General features: G+C 34.2%; 17 protein-coding genes, 2 tRNA genes and 1 pseudogene. 7 read left to right on the forward strand and 13 right to left on the reverse strand.

What is annotated here, in order from left to right:
- Positions 1–33: 33 nt before the first annotated feature.
- The 11 genes from rplL to rpsL form a co-directional block, all read right to left on the reverse strand.
- Positions 34–435, reverse strand: coding sequence for a 50S ribosomal protein L7/L12 (gene rplL, locus BBB02_RS01350; protein ID WP_127463715.1), 402 nt, complete (start codon positions 433–435; stop codon positions 34–36).
- 26 nt (positions 436–461) lie between these two features.
- Positions 462–980, reverse strand: a complete 519-nt coding sequence (rplJ, locus tag BBB02_RS01355; RefSeq protein WP_127463716.1) for a 50S ribosomal protein L10 — start codon at positions 978–980, stop codon at positions 462–464.
- Between the two features lie 12 nt (positions 981–992).
- Complete coding sequence (gene rplA, locus BBB02_RS01360; RefSeq protein ID WP_127463717.1) at positions 993–1646, reverse strand: 50S ribosomal protein L1; 654 nt, start codon at positions 1644–1646, stop codon at positions 993–995.
- Positions 1647–1650: 4 nt separating this feature from the next.
- The gene (locus BBB02_RS01365) at positions 1651–2091 is read right to left on the reverse strand and encodes a 50S ribosomal protein L11 (protein WP_127463718.1); all 441 of its coding nucleotides are present in this window, start codon (positions 2089–2091) and stop codon (positions 1651–1653) included.
- 2 nt (positions 2092–2093) lie between these two features.
- Positions 2094–2930, reverse strand: a complete 837-nt coding sequence (gene nusG / locus BBB02_RS01370) for a transcription termination/antitermination protein NusG (protein ID WP_127463719.1) — start codon at positions 2928–2930, stop codon at positions 2094–2096.
- Positions 2920–3129, reverse strand: coding sequence for a preprotein translocase subunit SecE (gene secE, locus BBB02_RS01375; protein ID WP_127463720.1), 210 nt, complete (start codon positions 3127–3129; stop codon positions 2920–2922). The genes nusG and secE overlap by 11 nt, the downstream gene beginning before the upstream one ends.
- 10 nt (positions 3130–3139) lie before the next feature.
- A tRNA-Trp gene (locus tag BBB02_RS01380) sits at positions 3140–3212 on the reverse strand.
- Between the two features lie 11 nt (positions 3213–3223).
- Positions 3224–4396: an elongation factor Tu gene (gene tuf / locus BBB02_RS01385; RefSeq protein WP_127463721.1), complete on the reverse strand. Its 1173-nt coding sequence runs from the start codon at positions 4394–4396 to the stop codon at positions 3224–3226.
- Positions 4397–4408: 12 nt separating this feature from the next.
- Positions 4409–6481, reverse strand: coding sequence for an elongation factor G (gene fusA / locus BBB02_RS01390; RefSeq protein WP_127463722.1), 2073 nt, complete (start codon positions 6479–6481; stop codon positions 4409–4411).
- Between the two features lie 21 nt (positions 6482–6502).
- The gene (rpsG, locus tag BBB02_RS01395) at positions 6503–6979 is read right to left on the reverse strand and encodes a 30S ribosomal protein S7 (protein ID WP_127463723.1); all 477 of its coding nucleotides are present in this window, start codon (positions 6977–6979) and stop codon (positions 6503–6505) included.
- Positions 6980–6984: 5 nt separating this feature from the next.
- The gene (gene rpsL / locus BBB02_RS01400) at positions 6985–7359 is read right to left on the reverse strand and encodes a 30S ribosomal protein S12 (protein ID WP_010406837.1); all 375 of its coding nucleotides are present in this window, start codon (positions 7357–7359) and stop codon (positions 6985–6987) included.
- A gap of 438 nt (positions 7360–7797) precedes the next feature.
- On the opposite strand from rpsL, the gene prmC reads away from it, so the two are divergent.
- Positions 7798–8649, forward strand: a complete 852-nt coding sequence (gene prmC / locus BBB02_RS01405) for a peptide chain release factor N(5)-glutamine methyltransferase (RefSeq protein ID WP_127463724.1) — start codon at positions 7798–7800, stop codon at positions 8647–8649.
- Between the two features lie 81 nt (positions 8650–8730).
- Positions 8731–9148 (forward strand): annotated as a pseudogene (locus BBB02_RS06765) (transposase); the annotation flags it as partial.
- Positions 9149–9362: 214 nt separating this feature from the next.
- Here BBB02_RS06765 and BBB02_RS01420 read toward each other — a convergent pair.
- Positions 9363–9962: a BON domain-containing protein gene (locus BBB02_RS01420; RefSeq protein ID WP_127463727.1), complete on the reverse strand. Its 600-nt coding sequence runs from the start codon at positions 9960–9962 to the stop codon at positions 9363–9365.
- 256 nt (positions 9963–10218) lie between these two features.
- Here BBB02_RS01420 and BBB02_RS01425 point away from each other — a divergent pair.
- The 5 genes from BBB02_RS01425 to lon all read left to right on the forward strand — a co-directional run bounded on the left by BBB02_RS01425 (position 10219) and on the right by lon (position 16186).
- A tRNA-Leu gene (locus BBB02_RS01425) sits at positions 10219–10300 on the forward strand.
- 155 nt (positions 10301–10455) lie between these two features.
- The gene (gene tig, locus BBB02_RS01430; protein WP_127463728.1) at positions 10456–11799 is read left to right on the forward strand and encodes a trigger factor; all 1344 of its coding nucleotides are present in this window, start codon (positions 10456–10458) and stop codon (positions 11797–11799) included.
- An 11-nt stretch (positions 11800–11810) separates the two neighbouring features.
- On the forward strand, positions 11811–12437 hold the full coding sequence (gene clpP / locus BBB02_RS01435; protein WP_108784694.1) for an ATP-dependent Clp endopeptidase proteolytic subunit ClpP: 627 nt from the start codon (positions 11811–11813) through the stop codon (positions 12435–12437).
- Entirely contained in the window at positions 12437–13714 is a 1278-nt protein-coding gene (clpX, locus tag BBB02_RS01440) for an ATP-dependent Clp protease ATP-binding subunit ClpX (RefSeq protein ID WP_127463729.1), read from the forward strand. Before clpP ends, clpX begins: the two co-directional genes overlap by 1 nt.
- A 15-nt stretch (positions 13715–13729) precedes the next feature.
- On the forward strand, positions 13730–16186 hold the full coding sequence (lon, locus tag BBB02_RS01445) for an endopeptidase La (protein ID WP_127463730.1): 2457 nt from the start codon (positions 13730–13732) through the stop codon (positions 16184–16186).
- A gap of 99 nt (positions 16187–16285) precedes the next feature.
- Here lon and BBB02_RS01450 read toward each other — a convergent pair whose 3' ends face one another.
- Positions 16286–17842 carry a penicillin-binding transpeptidase domain-containing protein gene (locus tag BBB02_RS01450; protein ID WP_127463731.1) on the reverse strand — a complete coding sequence of 519 codons (1557 nt, stop codon included), beginning with the start codon at positions 17840–17842 and terminating at the stop codon, positions 16286–16288.
- Positions 17843–17856: the final 14 nt, after the last annotated feature.

Consider the following 17856-nt stretch of genomic DNA (forward strand, 5'->3'; position numbering starts at 1 on the left):
GCTATATCAACATAAAATTAATATACTAACATTTTATTCAAGCTCAACTTTAGTTGCTCCTGCTTCAATAAGTTTTTGCTTTATTTTTTCTGCTTCGTCTTTAGAAACATTAGCAGTCAAATCTTTGGGTAAAGACTCAACTAATTCTTTCGCTTCTTTTAAATTCAATGTAGAATTAACTTCTCTAATAGCTTTAATCACTCCTATTTTTTTGCTTGCATCAATCTCTTTGATTACAACTTTATATTCATCTTTTCCTTGAGCAACAGGAGCAGTAGCATTATCACTAATAGACACCCCAGCACCAATAGCTCCACCAAGAAAAGAACCATTAGGCAACCCTATTTTTTCTTCTAGAACCTTTACAAGTTCAGAAGCCTCTAATAGATTTAAAGATAATATTTTATCAACCAAATCACTTGTTACATTATTCATACTTACCACCTTATTTAACAACAAATTTATTTTTTAGAACTACAGTAACCCAAAACTCTCATAAGCCTCATAGAAGATGAATTAATAGACAATGCTAACCTAGCAGGAATATCATAAGATATTAAACGCATAATTTTAACACGCAATTCATCCAAAGAGGGAAGCTTAGCCAATTTGTTAACATCTTCCACTGTTAACAATTCATTTATATGAGCCGCACAAATCACAGACATTTTTTCTTTGTTAGCATTAATAAAATCAACTATTAACTTTGCAGCTTCTACTATAGCGCTAGAGTATATAATAGCAACAGAACCAGAAAATTTATCTGATAAATAAGAAAATTTACCAGTCCTTTCCAAAGCCAAGCAAGCTAGAGTATTTTTAACTACTAACATCCCACCCATTACAGATTTTAGACTATTCCTAAGAATTAATGAATTGCTAACATTCATAGACTTGAAATTTACCAATATTAAGAAATCATTATTTACAAATACATTCATTATGTTTTGTATAAATTCATCCTTATCTTTACGCTTCACAACTTCGCTCCCTTAAATTATATCTTCTACTTTGTTTATTTTATGAGCTTTACCCATAGTTGAATTTAAAAAAACGCTTTTAAAGTAAACTCCTTTCACAGAAGCAGGTTTATTGTCTCTAATTACTTTAAGAAAGGCTTTTAAATTTTCCAGCAAATCATCAATATCAAATTTAATACTTCCTAATTTACCATGAATAACCCCATTTTTATCCGTCCTGAATTTTATTTGACCAGACTTAATGGTTTTAGTAGTTTCCGCAATGTTAGAAGTCACAGTACCAAATTTAGGGTTAGGCATCAGCCCTTTAGCACCCAATACTTTTGCAATAGGAGTGATTTTTGCCATAAAATCAGGAGTAGTGATGCACCAATCAACATTCAACTTTCTACCTTTTTTTATCTCTTCAACTAAATCTTCTCCTCCTGTAATATCAGCACCAGCTTTTTCAGCTTCTAATAAATGTTTATCTTGAGCAAAAACAGCTACTTTAATATTCTTCCCGATACCTTTAGGCAAAACTACTGTACCACGCACCTGCTCTTCAGATTTACGTGAATCTACACCTAAATTGACTGCGATATCAACTGATTCATTAAATTTTGCTGAAGCAAACTCGACAATCTTCTCCAAACACTGCTTAGAATTATCATTATATGTACTCATTTACCTAACCTTCCACAACTTCTATACCCATAGATTTTGCAGTGCCTATAACCATCTTCACTGCTGAATCTTCATTATCCACTTTCATATCAACCATCTTACACTTTGCCACTTTAATGATAGCAGACATAGATAATCTAGCCACTAATTCTTTACCAGAATTACCAGAACCTTTACTTAATTTAGCTTCCTGCTTAAGCAAATAAGCCACAGGCGGACCGCTGACAGTAAAATCATGAGAGCGATCATCCTTTATGGAAATTCTCGCTGTTACTAAATCACCTACTTTATAACTAGCGTTAGCAGCGCTAGTAGCTTTATTAAAAGCTTCACAAAATTTAGGAACAGGTATACCACGCGGGCCAAGTACTGAAGCAATTTTCGGTCCTGGGACTGCTTTCCCAGCTTCCATAAGTAAGTTAATCTTAGCAACTACATTACTCATAATTAATCCTCTATTTTCTCTACTTGAGCCAAATCAAGCTCTATTATTGTTGGCTTACCTAAGATTGATACTTCAACATTAATAATTTTTTTCTCATCATTTACCATATCTACCTTACCAGTAAAATTTTGAAAAAGACCATCATTGATTTTTACTTTTTCACCTTTCTCATAACCATAACTCAACTTTTTCGTTTCTTGAGCATTATAAAGCGCACTACACATTGAGCGAATCTCATTATCCTCAATCACCTTTGGAACATTACCATTTTTCAAAAATCCATAAACCTTAAGAGATTTTGGTATATTATTAATAAAATTTAATACCTCATCGCATAAATTCATATATAAAAAGACATAACCAGGAAAGGACTTCCTTCGTTTAGCATTTTTTTTAGATTTTAAATCCATCTCACTTAATTCTTCACAAGGAATGAAAACCCTATTAAAATAATTATTAATATTCAATCTCATAGAATTTTCTAATATATATTGGCGCACTTTCTCTTCATAATTAGAGGCAACTCTTAAAATGTACCACTTATATCTATTAAATTCCTTACGTTTTAAAATTACCTCATCATCTGAAATCATCTCAAAATGACCAGACTCATCACCACAAAACCCAGTCATTTGATTCAAAATATTTTTGCTTTCATCACACAGATGCATACATATATATACTTCACATAACTCTTTTATATCAGATTTTACATCACATACTGTCTGATAAGGAATAAACACCTCCTTAAAGTAAACAGTATTAATTGCCAACTCGCATATATCCCTCTCATACCCGTAATCGACTTTAATGATATACCATTTATACTTATATTCCATAAATAATTCCAAATAAAGTCTTAATTACGTAAAGAGACATAAAATCTACAAAGCAAAAGAAAATCGAAAAGCATAATATAACAATTATTACAGTAAACAAAGATGACAATACCTGCTGTTTCTTTATCCAAGCAATTCTCCTTATTTCTTGCTTTATATCGCAAAAAAAAACATACAGGTTTTTTAACATTTCTACCATAACATTAATGCAGGAGCGATAGGAATTGAACCTACAACCTCTGGTTTTGGAGACCAGCGCTCTACCAATTGAGCTACACTCCTATAATTCAAATTTACTCTAAAATCTCCGAAACAACGCCAGAACCAACAGTTCTACCACCTTCTCTTATCGCAAAACGCAGTCCTTTATCCATTGCTATTGGTACTTGCAACTCCACTTCTATACTTACATTGTCCCCTGGCATTACCATCTCCTTTCCATCTAGCAATTTTATGCTCCCAGTTACATCCGTTGTCCTTAAATAAAACTGTGGCTGATAATTTCCAAAAAATGGTGTATGCCTTCCTCCTTCTTCTTTCTTCAATATATATACCTCCGCATTAAATTTCTTATGCGGGGTTATTGTACCTGGTTTTGCCAATACTTGCCCTCTCTCCACTTCTTCTCTCTTTGTTCCTCTTAGTAGTATTCCTACATTGAGTCCTGCACTTCCCTTATCTAGCAACTTCTTAAACATCTCAACACCAGTACATATCGTCTTTTGCGTCGCTTTCAGACCTATTATCTCTATCTCATCCCCTGTCTTTACCTCCCCCTTCTCTATTCTTCCTGTTACTACCGTCCCTCGGCCCGATATTGAAAATACATCTTCTATTGGCAACAAAAACGGCAAATCTATAGGCCTTGGAGGTACTGCTACATACTCATCTAACTTCTCCATCAATTTATCTATTGATTTCTTTCCATACTCACTACTATCATCCTCTAATGCTTTTAATGCAGATCCAACTATCACAGGCACTTCATCACCTGGAAATCCATACTTACTCAGCAACTCTCTCACTTCCATTTCCACCAAATCTATCATATCAGCATCAGCAACATCAGCTTTATTTATATATACCACGATATATCCAACACCCACCTGTTTTGCCAGCAATATATGCTCTCTCGTTTGTGGCATCGGCCCATCAACCCCTGACACTACCAATATCGCTGCATCCATCTGTGCTGCACCTACTATCATATTCTTTACATAATCAGCATGTCCAGGGCAATCAACGTGTGCATAGTGTCTCTTTTCTGTTTGATATTCAACATGCGCTGTTGCTATTGTTATCCCTCTCTTTCTTTCTTCTGGCGCTTTATCTATTTGATCATATGCTACAAAACTACCATAATGCTTTGTTGTCGCCGCTGTTAACGTTGTCTTCCCATGATCCACATGTCCTATCGTTCCCACGTTTACATGCGGCTTTCCAAATGCTTCTACTATCGCTGTCATAATTACTAACCTTTAATTATACTTTAACTTTAACTCATCAACCACATATTGTGGCACTTGTTCATAACAAGAAAAATGCATACTATACTGAGCTCTTCCCTGAGATATAGAACGCAAAACATTTATATAACCAAACATATTCGCAAGAGGTACGAAAGCAAGAATTATAGTGCTACTATTATGCGTTTCCATACTTGAAACTTGCCCCCTTCTGCTATTTACATCGCCCATGATATCGCCCATATACTCTTCAGGCGTAATGATTTCAACTTTCATTATAGGTTCTAACATTTTTGGACCAGCTTTACTTGCCATCTCTTTAAAAGCACCTTTAGCAGCAAGTTCAAAAGCTAAAGGACTTGAATCAACTTCATGAAAAGCACCATCAATAAGAGTAGCTTTAAAGTCAATAACTGGAAATCCAGAAATTACACCACCTTTTTTGATCAACTCTAATCCATTTTCCACACCAGGAATATATTCTTTCGGAATAGCACCACCTACAATTTTGCTCTCAAACTGAAATCCAGATCCAGGCTCAAGAGGCTCAAATTTTATTTTAACCTTAGCAAATTGACCAGCACCGCCGGACTGTTTTTTATGAGTATAATCAATTTCAACAGATTTAGTGATAGTTTCACGATATGCAACTTGAGGCGCACCGACGTTAACCTCAACGTTAAATTCGCGCTTCACTCTATCAATAATAATCTCAAGATGCAGCTCACCCATGCCTTTCAATATGGTCTGTCCACTCTCCGCATTTACTGACATTCTTAAAGAAGGATCTTCTGCAACCAATCTATTTAAAGCAACACCCAATTTTTCCTGATCTGAAGTAGTTTTAGGTTCCACAGCAATTTCAATAACAGGCTCAGGAAATTCCATACGCTCTAATAATATAGGAAAATCAGGTGAACATAAAGTGTCACCAGTAATTGTTCTCTTTAATCCAACTAAGGCAACTATATCGCCAACTTTAGCTTCGTTTATATCTTCTCTGTTATTTGCATGCATAAGCAGCATTCTGCCAATTCCTTCAGTCTCATTTTTTCCTGCATTTAACACAGCAGATTTAGATTTTAACTTACCGGAATAAATACGAATAAACGTCAAGCTACCTACAAACTTATCCGTCATCACTTTAAACGCAAGAGCAACGAATTTCTCTTTTTCTGAAGGTTTAATCTCAATTTTCTTTTCTGAATCTTTAGGATCAGTTCCAACAATTACATCAACATCAATAGGAGAAGGCAAAAAGTCAACCACACCATCTAAAAGTGGTTGTACGCCTTTATTTTTAAAAGCTGATCCACATAATACAGGAACAAATTTTCCTTTGATGGCTCCATTTCTCACGCATTTTTTCAGCAAATCTACTGGCAGATCATTAGACTCAAAGTAAGTATTTATCGCCTCATCATCCATCTCAGCTGCAGCATCTAATAAAAGATTTCGATACTCTTGAGCCTTATCAAGCAAATCAGAAGGAATATCTTCATAAGAAAATTTAGCGCCTAATGTTTCTTCTTGCCATATAATAGCTTTCATAGAAATAAGATCGATTATACCTTTAAAATCTTTCTCACTTCCTATTGGCAACTGAATAACTAAAGGTGATGCGCCAAGCTTCGTTTTTATCATATCAACACATCGATAAAAATTTGCCCCGATTCTATCCATTTTATTAACAAAGCAGATACGAGGAACGGTATATTTATCAGCTTGACGCCAAACTGTCTCAGACTGAGGCTCAACTCCAGCAACTCCATCAAATACAGCAACTGCACCATCCAAAACCCTCAAAGATCTCTCAACTTCAATAGTGAAATCAACATGACCAGGAGTATCTATTATATTAATTCTATGATCATTCCAAAAACATGTTGTTGCAGCAGAGGTAATTGTAATGCCACGCTCCTTCTCTTGCTCCATCCAATCCATAGAAGCTGCACCATCGTGTACTTCACCAATCCTATTTTGTTTACCAGTATAAAATAAAATACGCTCTGTTGTGGTGGTCTTACCAGCATCTATATGAGCCATTATTCCTATATTTCTATACCTAGATATTAAAACTTCCATACCACAATCAACCAGCTAATATTAAAAACGAAGATGAGAAAATGCCTTATTAGCTTCAGCCATTTTATACTTCTCTTCACACATCTTAAATGCACCACCACATTTATTATAAGCATCTAATATTTCAGACTGCAAACAATGAACGGTAGTTCTGCCACTCTTTTTTCGAGCAGCAGAAGTTGCTCTAGCAATCCACCTTAATGCCAAAGAAATTGCTCTATCTTGACGAATTTCAACAGGGACTTGATAAGTTGCACCACCAATACGCCGAGAGCGTACTTCTATAGAAGGGGTAACATTTTCTACTGCTGTTTCAAAAATTGATAAGGCATCTTTGCCTATTTTCTTTTCAGCTAAGGATAAAGCACTATAAGCAATCTTTTCTGCAACAGATTTTTTACCACATTTCATAATTATATTAATAAAACGCATAAGCAAGACACTACCATAACGAGAGTCAGGGCTTGTTCTTTTTTTTGCTTTATTACGACGTGCCATAAATTTTAACCAGATTTCTTTACACCATATTTTGAACGAGCTTTCTTTCGATTTTGCACACCACGTAGATCAAGAGCACCTCTTATTATGTGATAACGTACACCCGGCAAATCCTTAACTCGCCCACCACGTATTAAAACAACGGAATGCTCTTGTAAATTATGACCTTCGCCAGGTATATAAGCCGTCACTTCGCCGTATCCACTAATCTTTACTCTAGCTACCTTACGTAGTGCTGAATTAGGCTTTCTAGGAGTTGTAGTATATACCTTAGTGCAAACACCCCTTCTTTGAGGATTACATTTTCCCAAAGCTGGCACCTTCTTCTTGCGAGTTAACCCTGATCTACCTTTACATATTAATTGATTTATCGTAGGCATATACTGTGAACTTAAAACTCTAAAAATAACTAAGTCTTAGTTATAAAATAATAAACCTCAATAGTCAATATAAAAATAAACATTACTACTCTAATATCTCAGCCTAATTGCTTTGAAAGCTACTGATAATTATATGCTAAAGCGCATATTAGTTTTAATATTAAGAAATTATCACTTGCTGTAGTCGAATTAATATAGATATGGAACAAGTAATATACTGTGATGGCTATCAAAGAATATGCAGAAAATAATTCTTATAACTTATAATAGAGCCAAGAGTTTCAACATTAATGCAAAAATACTAACCGAATTACCAGTAAAGCCAGATGATTTTTACAATCCTACTCTTGACACTTAGATTTAATGCAGCTACCCTAAGTTCAAAATTCTATACTCAATTTTGCTGTTCTTGCATACAAGGAACACGTTTTTAGAATAATGAAAACAATCAGCACTTTAATTAAAGAAGGGTCAAAGCTACTATCATCACATAGAATTGAATCACCACATTTGGATTGTGAAATCATCATGCAATACGTACTTGGAGTAGAAAGATCATTCACAATCATGAATCACACCAATCAGGTACCAAGAAACAAAGAGCTTCTATTCTGGAATTTAACAAAAAAAAGAGCAGAAAGATATCCAATATCGCAAATAATAGGTAATCGTGAATTCTGGAGTAAAAATTTTATAGTTAACCAACATGTTCTAGATCCAAGACCAGATAGTGAGACAGTAATTTCAACAGTGTTAAAATATTACCAAAATAAGAAGCAAAAAATAAAAATTGCAGATTTTGGCACAGGCACAGGCTGTTTGTTGATCTCCGTACTTAGTGAGTATGAATATGCTATTGGAGTTGGTTTTGAAAAAAGCCTGGAAGCATACAAAATTACCTGCCAGAACACAAAAAAACATAATCTTCTCAACAGAGCTAAAATATTTCCAAATTCGTGGACAGAATGCAGAGATTTATTTGATCTCATAATAAGCAATCCTCCATATATTAAAAGAAGTAAGTTAAAAGATCTGCAAGCTGAAGTACAAAAAGAGCCAAGAATTGCTCTTGATGGTGGTATCGATGGATTAAGCTGTTACCTGAGTATTTTTCCAATATTGAAAAAGTGCCTTAAAAAAGATGGGTTTGCAATACTTGAAATAGGCGAAGATCAAAGCAATATTGACAAAATAATACCCTTATATGGATTGGCTTTTCAGGAATACGCATACGACTTGGCTGGAATGAAAAGATGCATTGTTGTAAAGCAAGATAAAGAACATGACTAGTAAAACGCTAGCTTTCTAAGAACCTGTTCATAATCTTAAGAAAGGCATAAAGTAAGAAATAGAGTGTATAAATTAGGATATATGAGGAGTGTATACCCAAGTGACATAAGTCGAGAGAAGTTTGAGATTATTTCACCAGATCTGGAGTCTTGTAGAAAAAATAAAACCAAAAAAACTTGATTTGTATGATATATTTTGCGGAGTGTTGTACGCCCTAAAAAGTGTTTATCAGTGGAGGATGCTACCAAAAGAGTTTCCCAAAACGGCGCAATTGTTATGATTACTTTAAAAATGGAGTGAAAAAGTAAAAGGAAATAAAAAAAGTATTTTGGAGTGCATGTTAAAAAAAATAGTTAGTGTGGTCCGACAAAACAATGTTTGGAAAGAAAAAACCAGCTTTTGCATAATTGACGCTCAGAGTGTAAAGAACGCAGACACTGATGAAGAAAAAGGCTATGACGCTGGTAAAAAAATCTCAGGAATAAAACGCCATATCGCACAAGAAGTGTTAAATAAATGCTATTTATTCTTAAGCTTATTTAAATAGCATTTACTTTTTTTAGTATGTAGAGATTTTCTAGAAATTATTCTATTGAATTCTATGATATTATTTTTTGTAGCATTGTTATACGTACCATAAGAGTGAAATGACGAAATTTGTAAAGGAGTTTTATGACTTAGCTACATGGTACTAACACTCAAGTAAATTTTCATCAATGGCGCAATTTGCTATGTCTATATCTCACATAACTTACAACTTGCTTTACTCCTTTTACTTTTCTTGCAATTGCTATTACAGCTTTTAATTCTGCCTTATTTTGAGCTATGCCCATCAAATAAACGACTCTATCAACTGTATTAACACTATAATTAATTGATTTAATATTTCTTTTTCCCAAAAGCCTTGTGCTTATCTCTGCTGTTATCATACCATCTACAGTAACATCTAGCATAGAAGCCATTTTAATTGGTGTGACTCTTATTTCATTTATCACTTCTTTAATCTCTTTTTGCTGCCAAGCTATTTTCTCTGCTGTGAGTTGCTTTTCATGATTATCAACATTTCCAATGAGTAATACTCTTCCTTCACTCACTTTAACTTTTATAGATGAGAACAGTCCGTGTTTTAAGAGTCCCTTATTGATTCTTATTACTATAGTTGTATCATCAATAATGTTTCCCAAGGATTTATCTTGCATTATTATTGATGTAGCCGCTGCAGTTGCTGTTACCACTATACCACTTACAAGAGCCGTACAGCCACTCTGTGTAATCAGAAAAATTGCGAGTAAGAAGCTTGCTATTAATCTCATTATTAATTTCCAGAGTTTAGAGCCTTAATTAAAGAATATTAATAAGCTTTTTTTATTGTGTAAATACTATAAATTGAATAAGCCTTGAATATTTCTAAGACAGTACTTATCTTAATAGTGTTAGTTAAAGTAATTCAGGCTTAGATTCATAGTGGAGTTAACCAGTATTATAAGTTCAGTCTGTGGTACTAAGATCTAATCTTTAAATTGTATAAGATGACAGAAGTGGTTATCTATAAGTTAATGAAGGGCTCTTGCGGATATGGCGAAATTGGTAGACGTGCCAGGTTTAGGTCCTGGTGAGCTTGCTCGTGGGGGTTCAAGTCCCTCTATCCGCACTTAAAGTCATGTAACTCAGGTTTTAAGAGAAAATTTACAATCACTAAGTACACTTTTGTTTGTACAAGAACCTGTTCTTAAGGATTGTATTTAACTTAAATTCTGGTAAAGTGGCTTTATTAAAACATAAATAAAATATTGATAACAGGTTGTAATGTCTAGTAATATACGTCAAAATGCAGTCGAAACAGATACATTAAGTAATATATATACCTATAAGGAACTTAGTGTAGATAAACTAAAGTATGAGTATGAAATCACAGTTAGTAGTGATTATATAGAACAAAAGATAAACTCTAGATTACAAGAAATAGCGAAGGATGCAAAATTGCCTGGATTTAGATCCGGAAAGATGCCTTACGATCTTGTTGTTACAAATTATAAAAACGAAGCTTTGGAATATGTGATAAACGATACGATTGACTATTGCTCAAGTGATTTAATGAAAAAAATCGAAGTTAAGTCTCATATCCATCCTAAGGTTGATATTATGTCATTACCAAACCTGGATAAAAAGGATGAAAAAGGTGACTTTCTGTACAAATTATCTTTTGAATCGATGCCAAAAGTACCAGTAATAGATCTTGATAAAATAAATTTGAAGAAAGTTAAGGCAAAAATCAAAGAGGGAGACATAAAAGAATTTACTGATTCTATAAAAACAAAATTTCCTAATTTTATCTCTGTTGATGATGCTTCTTATCAAGCAAAAAACGAAGATAAACTGATAATTGACTTTGAAGGGCAAATTAGAAATAAGCTCTTTCAAGGTGGAAGTGGCAAAAATTTTACTGTTAATTTAGGATCTGGAACATTTATAAATGGTTTTGAAGATCAATTAATTGGCATGAAAAAAGGGGAAACAAAAAGCTTTAAGTTGAGATTTCCTGAAGATTACCAAGTAATTTCCCTTGCGGGGCAGGAGGCTGCTTTTTCTGTTCGAATTAATGATATTCAGATTGCTGAAGACTTGCAAAGTGATGATGAAATAGCCAGGAGAATTGGTTTTGAAGATCATTCTTCGCTAATAAATCATATAAAAGAAGTAATTGATAATCAGTGTAAAGAAATGGGAGATCTCTTAATTAAGAAAGAGCTATTTGATTGTTTGGATGCTAGTTATAGTTTTGATTTGCCTATACAAGTAGTAAAACAGGAACAGCAGAGAGTTGAAAGAGAGTTGAATGCTAAAGGTGATTCTTGTAAAGAAGCTGAAAGACGTGTAAAGCTTGCAATGCTATTTATGGAGTTCAGTAAAGAACATGAAATATCATTAACTCAAAATGATATTATGAACGTTATTGTAAATCAATATGTCAGTAAAGATGTATCATTTGACAGAGTATTTAAACATTTTAAATCAGATGGACAATTTCAGGAATTAGTTAGAGGGCAAGCGCTTGAGTATAAAGTGACAGATTATATGATAGAAAAAGTTAGTAAAGAAGAACAGATTGTTTCTGTGAAAGAATTAAAGGAATTATTTGATAATATTTGATAGGAAAAGGTATGACTCTTATACCAATTGTAGTTGAACAAACTAGTCGCGGTGAGCGGGCTTATGACATATATTCAAGGCTAGTAAAAGAAAGAATAATTTTCGTAACTGGTCCTATTGAAGACAACATGGCCAGCGTAATAGTAGCACAGCTTTTATTTTTAGAATCGGAAAATCCCGATAAAGACATTTGTATGTATATTAACTCACCAGGTGGTGTTGTAACTGCTGGTTTGTCGATCTACGATACAATGCAGTATATAAATCCAGACGTTTCAACTTTGTGTATAGGTCAAGCTGCATCTATGGGTTCTTTGTTGCTTACAGCTGGTGCGGAGGGTAAACGTTACTCGCTACCTCATTCAAGAATTATGATACATCAGCCATCTGGTGGTTATCAAGGTCAAGCAACTGACATAGAGATACATGCTAATGAAATTTTGCGAGTTAAGAAAAAACTAAATCAAATTTATGAAAAACATACTGGAAATTCACTAAAGAAAATTGAAGGAATGATGGAAAGAGATAAATTCATGGATCCTGAAGAAGCAATGAAAATTGGCTTAATTGACAGAGTAATAGCTGAGCGTAAAGATATGAAGATTGAAAATATTAAAGTTAAACAAAAGGTAGTTTAATGGATAACAATAATGATTTACACTACTGTTCTTTTTGTAACAAGGCACAAAACGAAGTAGATAAGTTGATTACTAACTCTTCAGATGGTTTAAAGGTGTTCATTTGTAATGAATGCATAGAGTTATCCCATAAAGCAATAAGTCAAAAGAAAGAGAGAGCTTTTAATTCAGATCATATATCTGATATGAAGCTATTACTAAAGAAACCTGAAGATATAAAAAATTTTCTTAGTAAGCATGTTGTAGGTCAGGAACATGCGCAACACGTTTTATCTGTGGCTATGTATAACCATTGTCAATCCATGGTGCAACTTCATTCTATAAGTGATATTGAAATTGAGAAGTCAAATATAATGCTTATTGGCCCTACTGGTTCTGGTAAGACTTTGCTAGCAAAAACACTTGCTAAAGTTTCAGATGTGCCATTTGCTATGGCCGATGCGACAACTTTGACTGAGGCAGGTTATGTAGGTGATGATGTAGAAAGCGTGTTGTCACGTCTATTACAAGCTGCAAATTATGATGTTGCAAAGGCACAGCATGGTATAGTGTTTATCGATGAAATAGACAAGATCACAAGAAAGTCTGAAAGCGCTTCAATAACCCGTGATGTTTCAGGTGAAGGGGTCCAACAAGCTCTACTAAAAATCATGGAAGGTACGGTTGCTTATGTTCCTCCACAAGGAGGGCGAAAACACCCGCAACAAGAGTTTATACAAGTAGACACTAGTAACATACTATTTATTTGTGGAGGAGCTTTTGAAGGCCTAAATAAAATTATTGAGGCAAGAAAAAAGGGAACATCAGTTGGCTTTGGAGCAGATATAAGTCAGTCTAAAGCACAAAAGAAAAAAAATGCTTTATGCGATGCTCAACCTGAGGACTTAATCAAATTCGGTTTGATACCCGAATTTGTAGGACGGGTTCCAATAACTGCTGTTTTAGATGAGCTGGATCACGAGGATTTAATACATGTGTTGACAGAGCCAAGAAATGCGCTAGTAAAACAATATAAAGCATTGCTTGCATTTAGTAAAGTAAACCTTGAGTTTTCAGATGAAGCAATATCAGCTATTGCTAAAAAAGCTATAAGCTATAAAACAGGTGCAAGAATATTACGTGCTATCTTAGAGTCACTTTTACTTGATGTTATGTATATATCCGGCAACGGAGGTTTTGAAGGTAGCACTATAACGGTTACTAAGAAAATGGTAGAATTAGGCAAAGCGACGATTAATCATAATAATAAGGGTAGTGTTATAACGGTTAATGATTAATTTGAGGCATATATTATGAGTATTGGACGTGCTGTAAACTTTAATTCTACTGTATTACCAGTATTACCTCTAAGAGATGTAGTAATTTTTCCAAATATAATGTTGCCTTTATTCGTAGGTAGAGAAAAATCTGTTCATGCACTAGAGTATGCAATAAGTAGCAGTAGTCACCAAAACGAGATTTTTCTCATAGCACAAAAAGATGGTTCTATTGATAATCCAGAACCAGAGAATCTTTATGAAGTAGGCGTGTTAGCAAACATTATACAACCATTAATAAAACTGCCTGACAATGCAGTAAAAGTCATGATTCATGGGGTAAGAAGGGGAAGAGTTATAGAATATATTAGCTCTCACACTTTGTTACAGGCCAGAGTAGCGTTAGATGGTCATTATGAGTATGGAGAAAATGAAGATAATATTGATTTAGAAGCTTTAAGGCGTTCTGTTATAGATGCATTCGACAATTGGTGTAAACTAAGCAAGAAAAGTCGACCCGAGATTATTATTGACCCCATTGATCAAGTTAAAGAGGTTAATCAAATTGTAGATATGATAGCTTCGCACTTAAATATAAAGGTATCAGATAAGCAAAACATACTTGAAGTTTATAACCCAAAAGAGCGTTTAAAAAAAGTTTTTGCTCTTATTGAGAGAGAAATAAGTATTTTGAGTGCACAAAACCGCTTGTATAAGACAATTAAATCACAGGTTGAAAGTACTCAAAAATTTTACTACCTTAATGAGCAATTAAAAGCTATACAGAAAGAATTAGGTGAGTTTGAAAATGGAGATGAAGGGAATATACTCAATGAATTTGAAAAAAAGATAAATGAAACAAAGCTTTCTGAGGAAGCAAAAAAGAAAGCCATAACTGACTTAAAGAAATATAAGAAAATGAATCCCATTTCTCCTGAAGCAACAGTTATATCTAGTTACTTGCATTGGTTGCTTGATTTGCCATGGGGAAAGTACAAAGATGCAAAAATTAACTTAAATGCGGCTAAAAAAATCTTAGATGAAAATCATTATGGCATAGAGAAAGTAAAAGATAGAATAATAGAATTTTTAGCAGTATTAAAGAGAGTAAAAGAGATAAAGGGTCCTATACTTTGCTTAGTTGGACCACCTGGTGTTGGTAAAACTTCTTTAGCTAAGTCTATGGCAAAAGCAGTAGGAAGAGATTTTGTTCGCATATCTCTTGGTGGTATACGTGATGAGTCTGAAATACGAGGACACAGAAAAACTTATATTGGCTCAATGCCTGGTAAAATCATTCAACACATGAAAAAAGCTAATTCATGCAACCCGCTTTTTCTGCTTGATGAAATAGATAAGATGGGTTCTGATTCGCGTGGTGATCCTGCATCTGCATTACTTGAGGTTTTGGATACTGAGCACAATAAACACTTTACGGATCATTACTTGGAAGTTGAATTTGATCTTTCAAGTGTAATGTTTGTAGCCACGGCAAACAGCTTAAATTTACCGCATCCTTTGCGTGATAGGATGGAAATTATACAATTATCTGGATATAGCGAAGATGAGAAGATCAGTATTGCTACGCATCACCTTATTCCAAAATTAAAAAAAGAGCATGGTTTGCATCAGAAGGAGTGGAAAATAACTAATGAAGCATTATACGAGTTGATACGTTTATATACACGTGAAAGCGGCGTGCGAAGCATGAAAAGGGAACTTGCAAAACTCATGAGAAAGGCAGTTAAAGCAATATTAACTGATAAAAATAAGAAAATATCCGTAGAGGTTGGTAATTTACAAGATTATCTAGGGGTACGTAAGTATACCTTTGGCATTGCAGAAAATGAGAGTTTGGTAGGGGTAGTAACTGGTCTCGCCTATACTGAAACAGGTGGTGATATTTTAATGATAGAGTCAGTCCTAGTTCCGGGCAAGGGGGAAATAAAATACACAGGAAAGCTTGGAGAAGTTATGCAAGAGTCTATAAAAGCTGCGTATAGTTATGTGCGATCAAATTGTTTATTTTTCGGTATAAAACCCGAAAAATTCCAAAATAATGATATACATTTGCATGTACCTGAAGGTGCTGTGCCAAAAGATGGTCCCTCTGCTGGCAGTGCAGTATGTACATCTATTGTTTCTCTTATGACAAATATACCAGTTAACAAAAGTGTTGCTATGACAGGTGAAGTAACATTGCGTGGTAGAGTGTTGGCTATTGGGGGTTTGAGAGAAAAATTGCTTGCTGCGCTAAGAGGATCAATCAAAATTGTGATTATACCAAGTGAAAATGAGAAAGATATGCAGGAGATTCCTGCAAATATAAAAGAAGAAATCAATGTAACTTTTGCTGAGAATATTGATGAAGTTATAAAAGTTGCTTTGATGCACCCTATTACTTCAATTGATAATAATAACGAAATTAGTGTGTCTAGATCCATAGAAAATAAGGATAATACCTTCCCTTCATCAGAAACATTAAAGCACTAAATTGAAAAGGTTTATGCAATTTTCGTTTCTTTTTTTTAACCTCAAAGCTCTGATTTGAATATATAAATTACAAGTAACATATATGGCAATTTCATAAGTTCATTTTTCAAGCATATATTGCAATATCTCACTAGCAATTGCAACATCTTGGCGTGGAGTTTTACCATGTTCTATAAACACTGAGATTGCATAGCGCGGATCATGGTAGGGGCCATAAGCGATAAACAATTTATGACTTTCACCTTTAGAGTTTATCTCTGGTGTACCGGTTTTGCCAGCAATTTGTATACTGCCTAGTCCTTTTCTATAGTTAGAATTCACCACGTCAAACATAGCTTTTCGAACCACACTAAGATGCTCATGATTCACATCAATATCAAGAAAGTCTTGCCCTGATTTACTCATCTCAATGTGGGGAATTACCTCCTTTCCTGTTGCAACCCTCGCTGCAAGAACCGCAAGCTGTAATGGCGTTGTAAGTAAATATCCTTGTCCTATAACTAAGTTAATGGTATCACCTAAATACCACTCTGAATATAGCTTGCGTGCACGCCAATTCATGTCAGGCAACAATCCCGGAGCTTCTTCCTTAAACATTCCAATTAATGGTCCACTTCCTATACCAAATTTGCTAGCCATTTCTAGTAGAGAATCTACATTTATTTTTTTTCCTATATTATAAAAGTAAGTGTTGCATGAGAAGGCCATTGCCTCGTTTAAAGATACATATCCATGGACTTTGCTTTTTAGGCAACGAAATTTTCGTTCACCTATTTTCATATAGCCCCTACACGAGAACTTTTCTTCTGGTGTTATTATTCCATCTTTTAAACCCGCAAGCGCATCTATTATTTTAAATATTGAACCAGGTGGAATTTGATATGATAATGCACGGTTTACAAGCGGTAATGAAGGATTGTTTAAATTTTTCCAAGTTTCATTTGATAATCTGCTAGTGAAAAGATTATTATCGTAAGAAGGTGAATTATATAATGCTAAAATTTCTCCGTTATTTACATCAATTACCACTGTGGAACCTTGGTGATCTTTAAATATCTCTGCAATTTTCTTCTGTAAATCAACATCAATTGTCAGTTGTATATCTTGTCCATCTTGCTGCGGTATGCTAGATAACTCTCTCATGATACGCTTCTTAGAATTTATTTCCTGCTCAGATTTTCCGGTCTTGCCTTTTAATACATGATCATATGTATATTCAATTCCACTAACCCCTGCTTCATTTATGTCTTGCTGTTTTTTTGTATATCCGATTATATGAGAACATATCGAACCAAACGGGTAATAACGTTTATAAAGAGCAGTCATTTTTGTATCTGATGATTTTGTTATATCAGGTTTAATTTCTGATAACATCTGCAAATCAACTTCCCTAGTCAAGGTTTTTTGCCCATCAAATAAAACAATATACGAAATTTTGTTTACTGCGAGTTCAACGCTATTCCTATCCAAAATCCTGCCTCGTTTAGGCACAATAGTAACAACTTTTATCCTATTATTATTGGATAGCACTTCATATTTTTGTCTATCTCGTACTTGTAAAGTATACAACCTATAACTAAAAATAGCAGAAATAGTAAGCTGAATACCACCTAATATGAATGCCCTGCGGTTGAAGACCTTGTTTTTTGTCCACATAGAATTCCTTTAGA

Source organism: Wolbachia endosymbiont of Bemisia tabaci, from assembly GCF_003999585.1.
GTDB lineage: Bacteria > Pseudomonadota > Alphaproteobacteria > Rickettsiales > Anaplasmataceae > Wolbachia.

Coding starts and splice junctions, on each gene's coding strand:
- BBB02_RS01450 (WP_127463731.1), bottom strand. CDS start 17,842: ATGTGGACAAAAAACAAGGTCTTCAACCGCAGGGCATTCATATTAGGT.
- nusG (WP_127463719.1), bottom strand. CDS start 2,930: ATGGAATATAAGTATAAATGGTATATCATTAAAGTCGATTACGGGTAT.
- fusA (WP_127463722.1), bottom strand. CDS start 6,481: ATGGAAGTTTTAATATCTAGGTATAGAAATATAGGAATAATGGCTCAT.
- rpsL (WP_010406837.1), bottom strand. CDS start 7,359: ATGCCTACGATAAATCAATTAATATGTAAAGGTAGATCAGGGTTAACT.
- tig (WP_127463728.1), top strand. CDS start 10,456: ATGTCTAGTAATATACGTCAAAATGCAGTCGAAACAGATACATTAAGT.
- BBB02_RS01420 (WP_127463727.1), bottom strand. CDS start 9,962: ATGAGATTAATAGCAAGCTTCTTACTCGCAATTTTTCTGATTACACAG.
- tuf (WP_127463721.1), bottom strand. CDS start 4,396: ATGACAGCGATAGTAGAAGCATTTGGAAAGCCGCATGTAAACGTGGGA.
- prmC (WP_127463724.1), top strand. CDS start 7,798: ATGAAAACAATCAGCACTTTAATTAAAGAAGGGTCAAAGCTACTATCA.
- rpsG (WP_127463723.1), bottom strand. CDS start 6,979: ATGGCACGTCGTAATAAAGCAAAAAAAAGAACAAGCCCTGACTCTCGT.
- rplA (WP_127463717.1), bottom strand. CDS start 1,646: ATGAGTACATATAATGATAATTCTAAGCAGTGTTTGGAGAAGATTGTC.
- secE (WP_127463720.1), bottom strand. CDS start 3,129: ATGGTAGAAATGTTAAAAAACCTGTATGTTTTTTTTTGCGATATAAAG.
- BBB02_RS01365 (WP_127463718.1), bottom strand. CDS start 2,091: ATGAGTAATGTAGTTGCTAAGATTAACTTACTTATGGAAGCTGGGAAA.
- lon (WP_127463730.1), top strand. CDS start 13,730: ATGAGTATTGGACGTGCTGTAAACTTTAATTCTACTGTATTACCAGTA.
- clpP (WP_108784694.1), top strand. CDS start 11,811: ATGACTCTTATACCAATTGTAGTTGAACAAACTAGTCGCGGTGAGCGG.
- clpX (WP_127463729.1), top strand. CDS start 12,437: ATGGATAACAATAATGATTTACACTACTGTTCTTTTTGTAACAAGGCA.
- rplL (WP_127463715.1), bottom strand. CDS start 435: ATGAATAATGTAACAAGTGATTTGGTTGATAAAATATTATCTTTAAAT.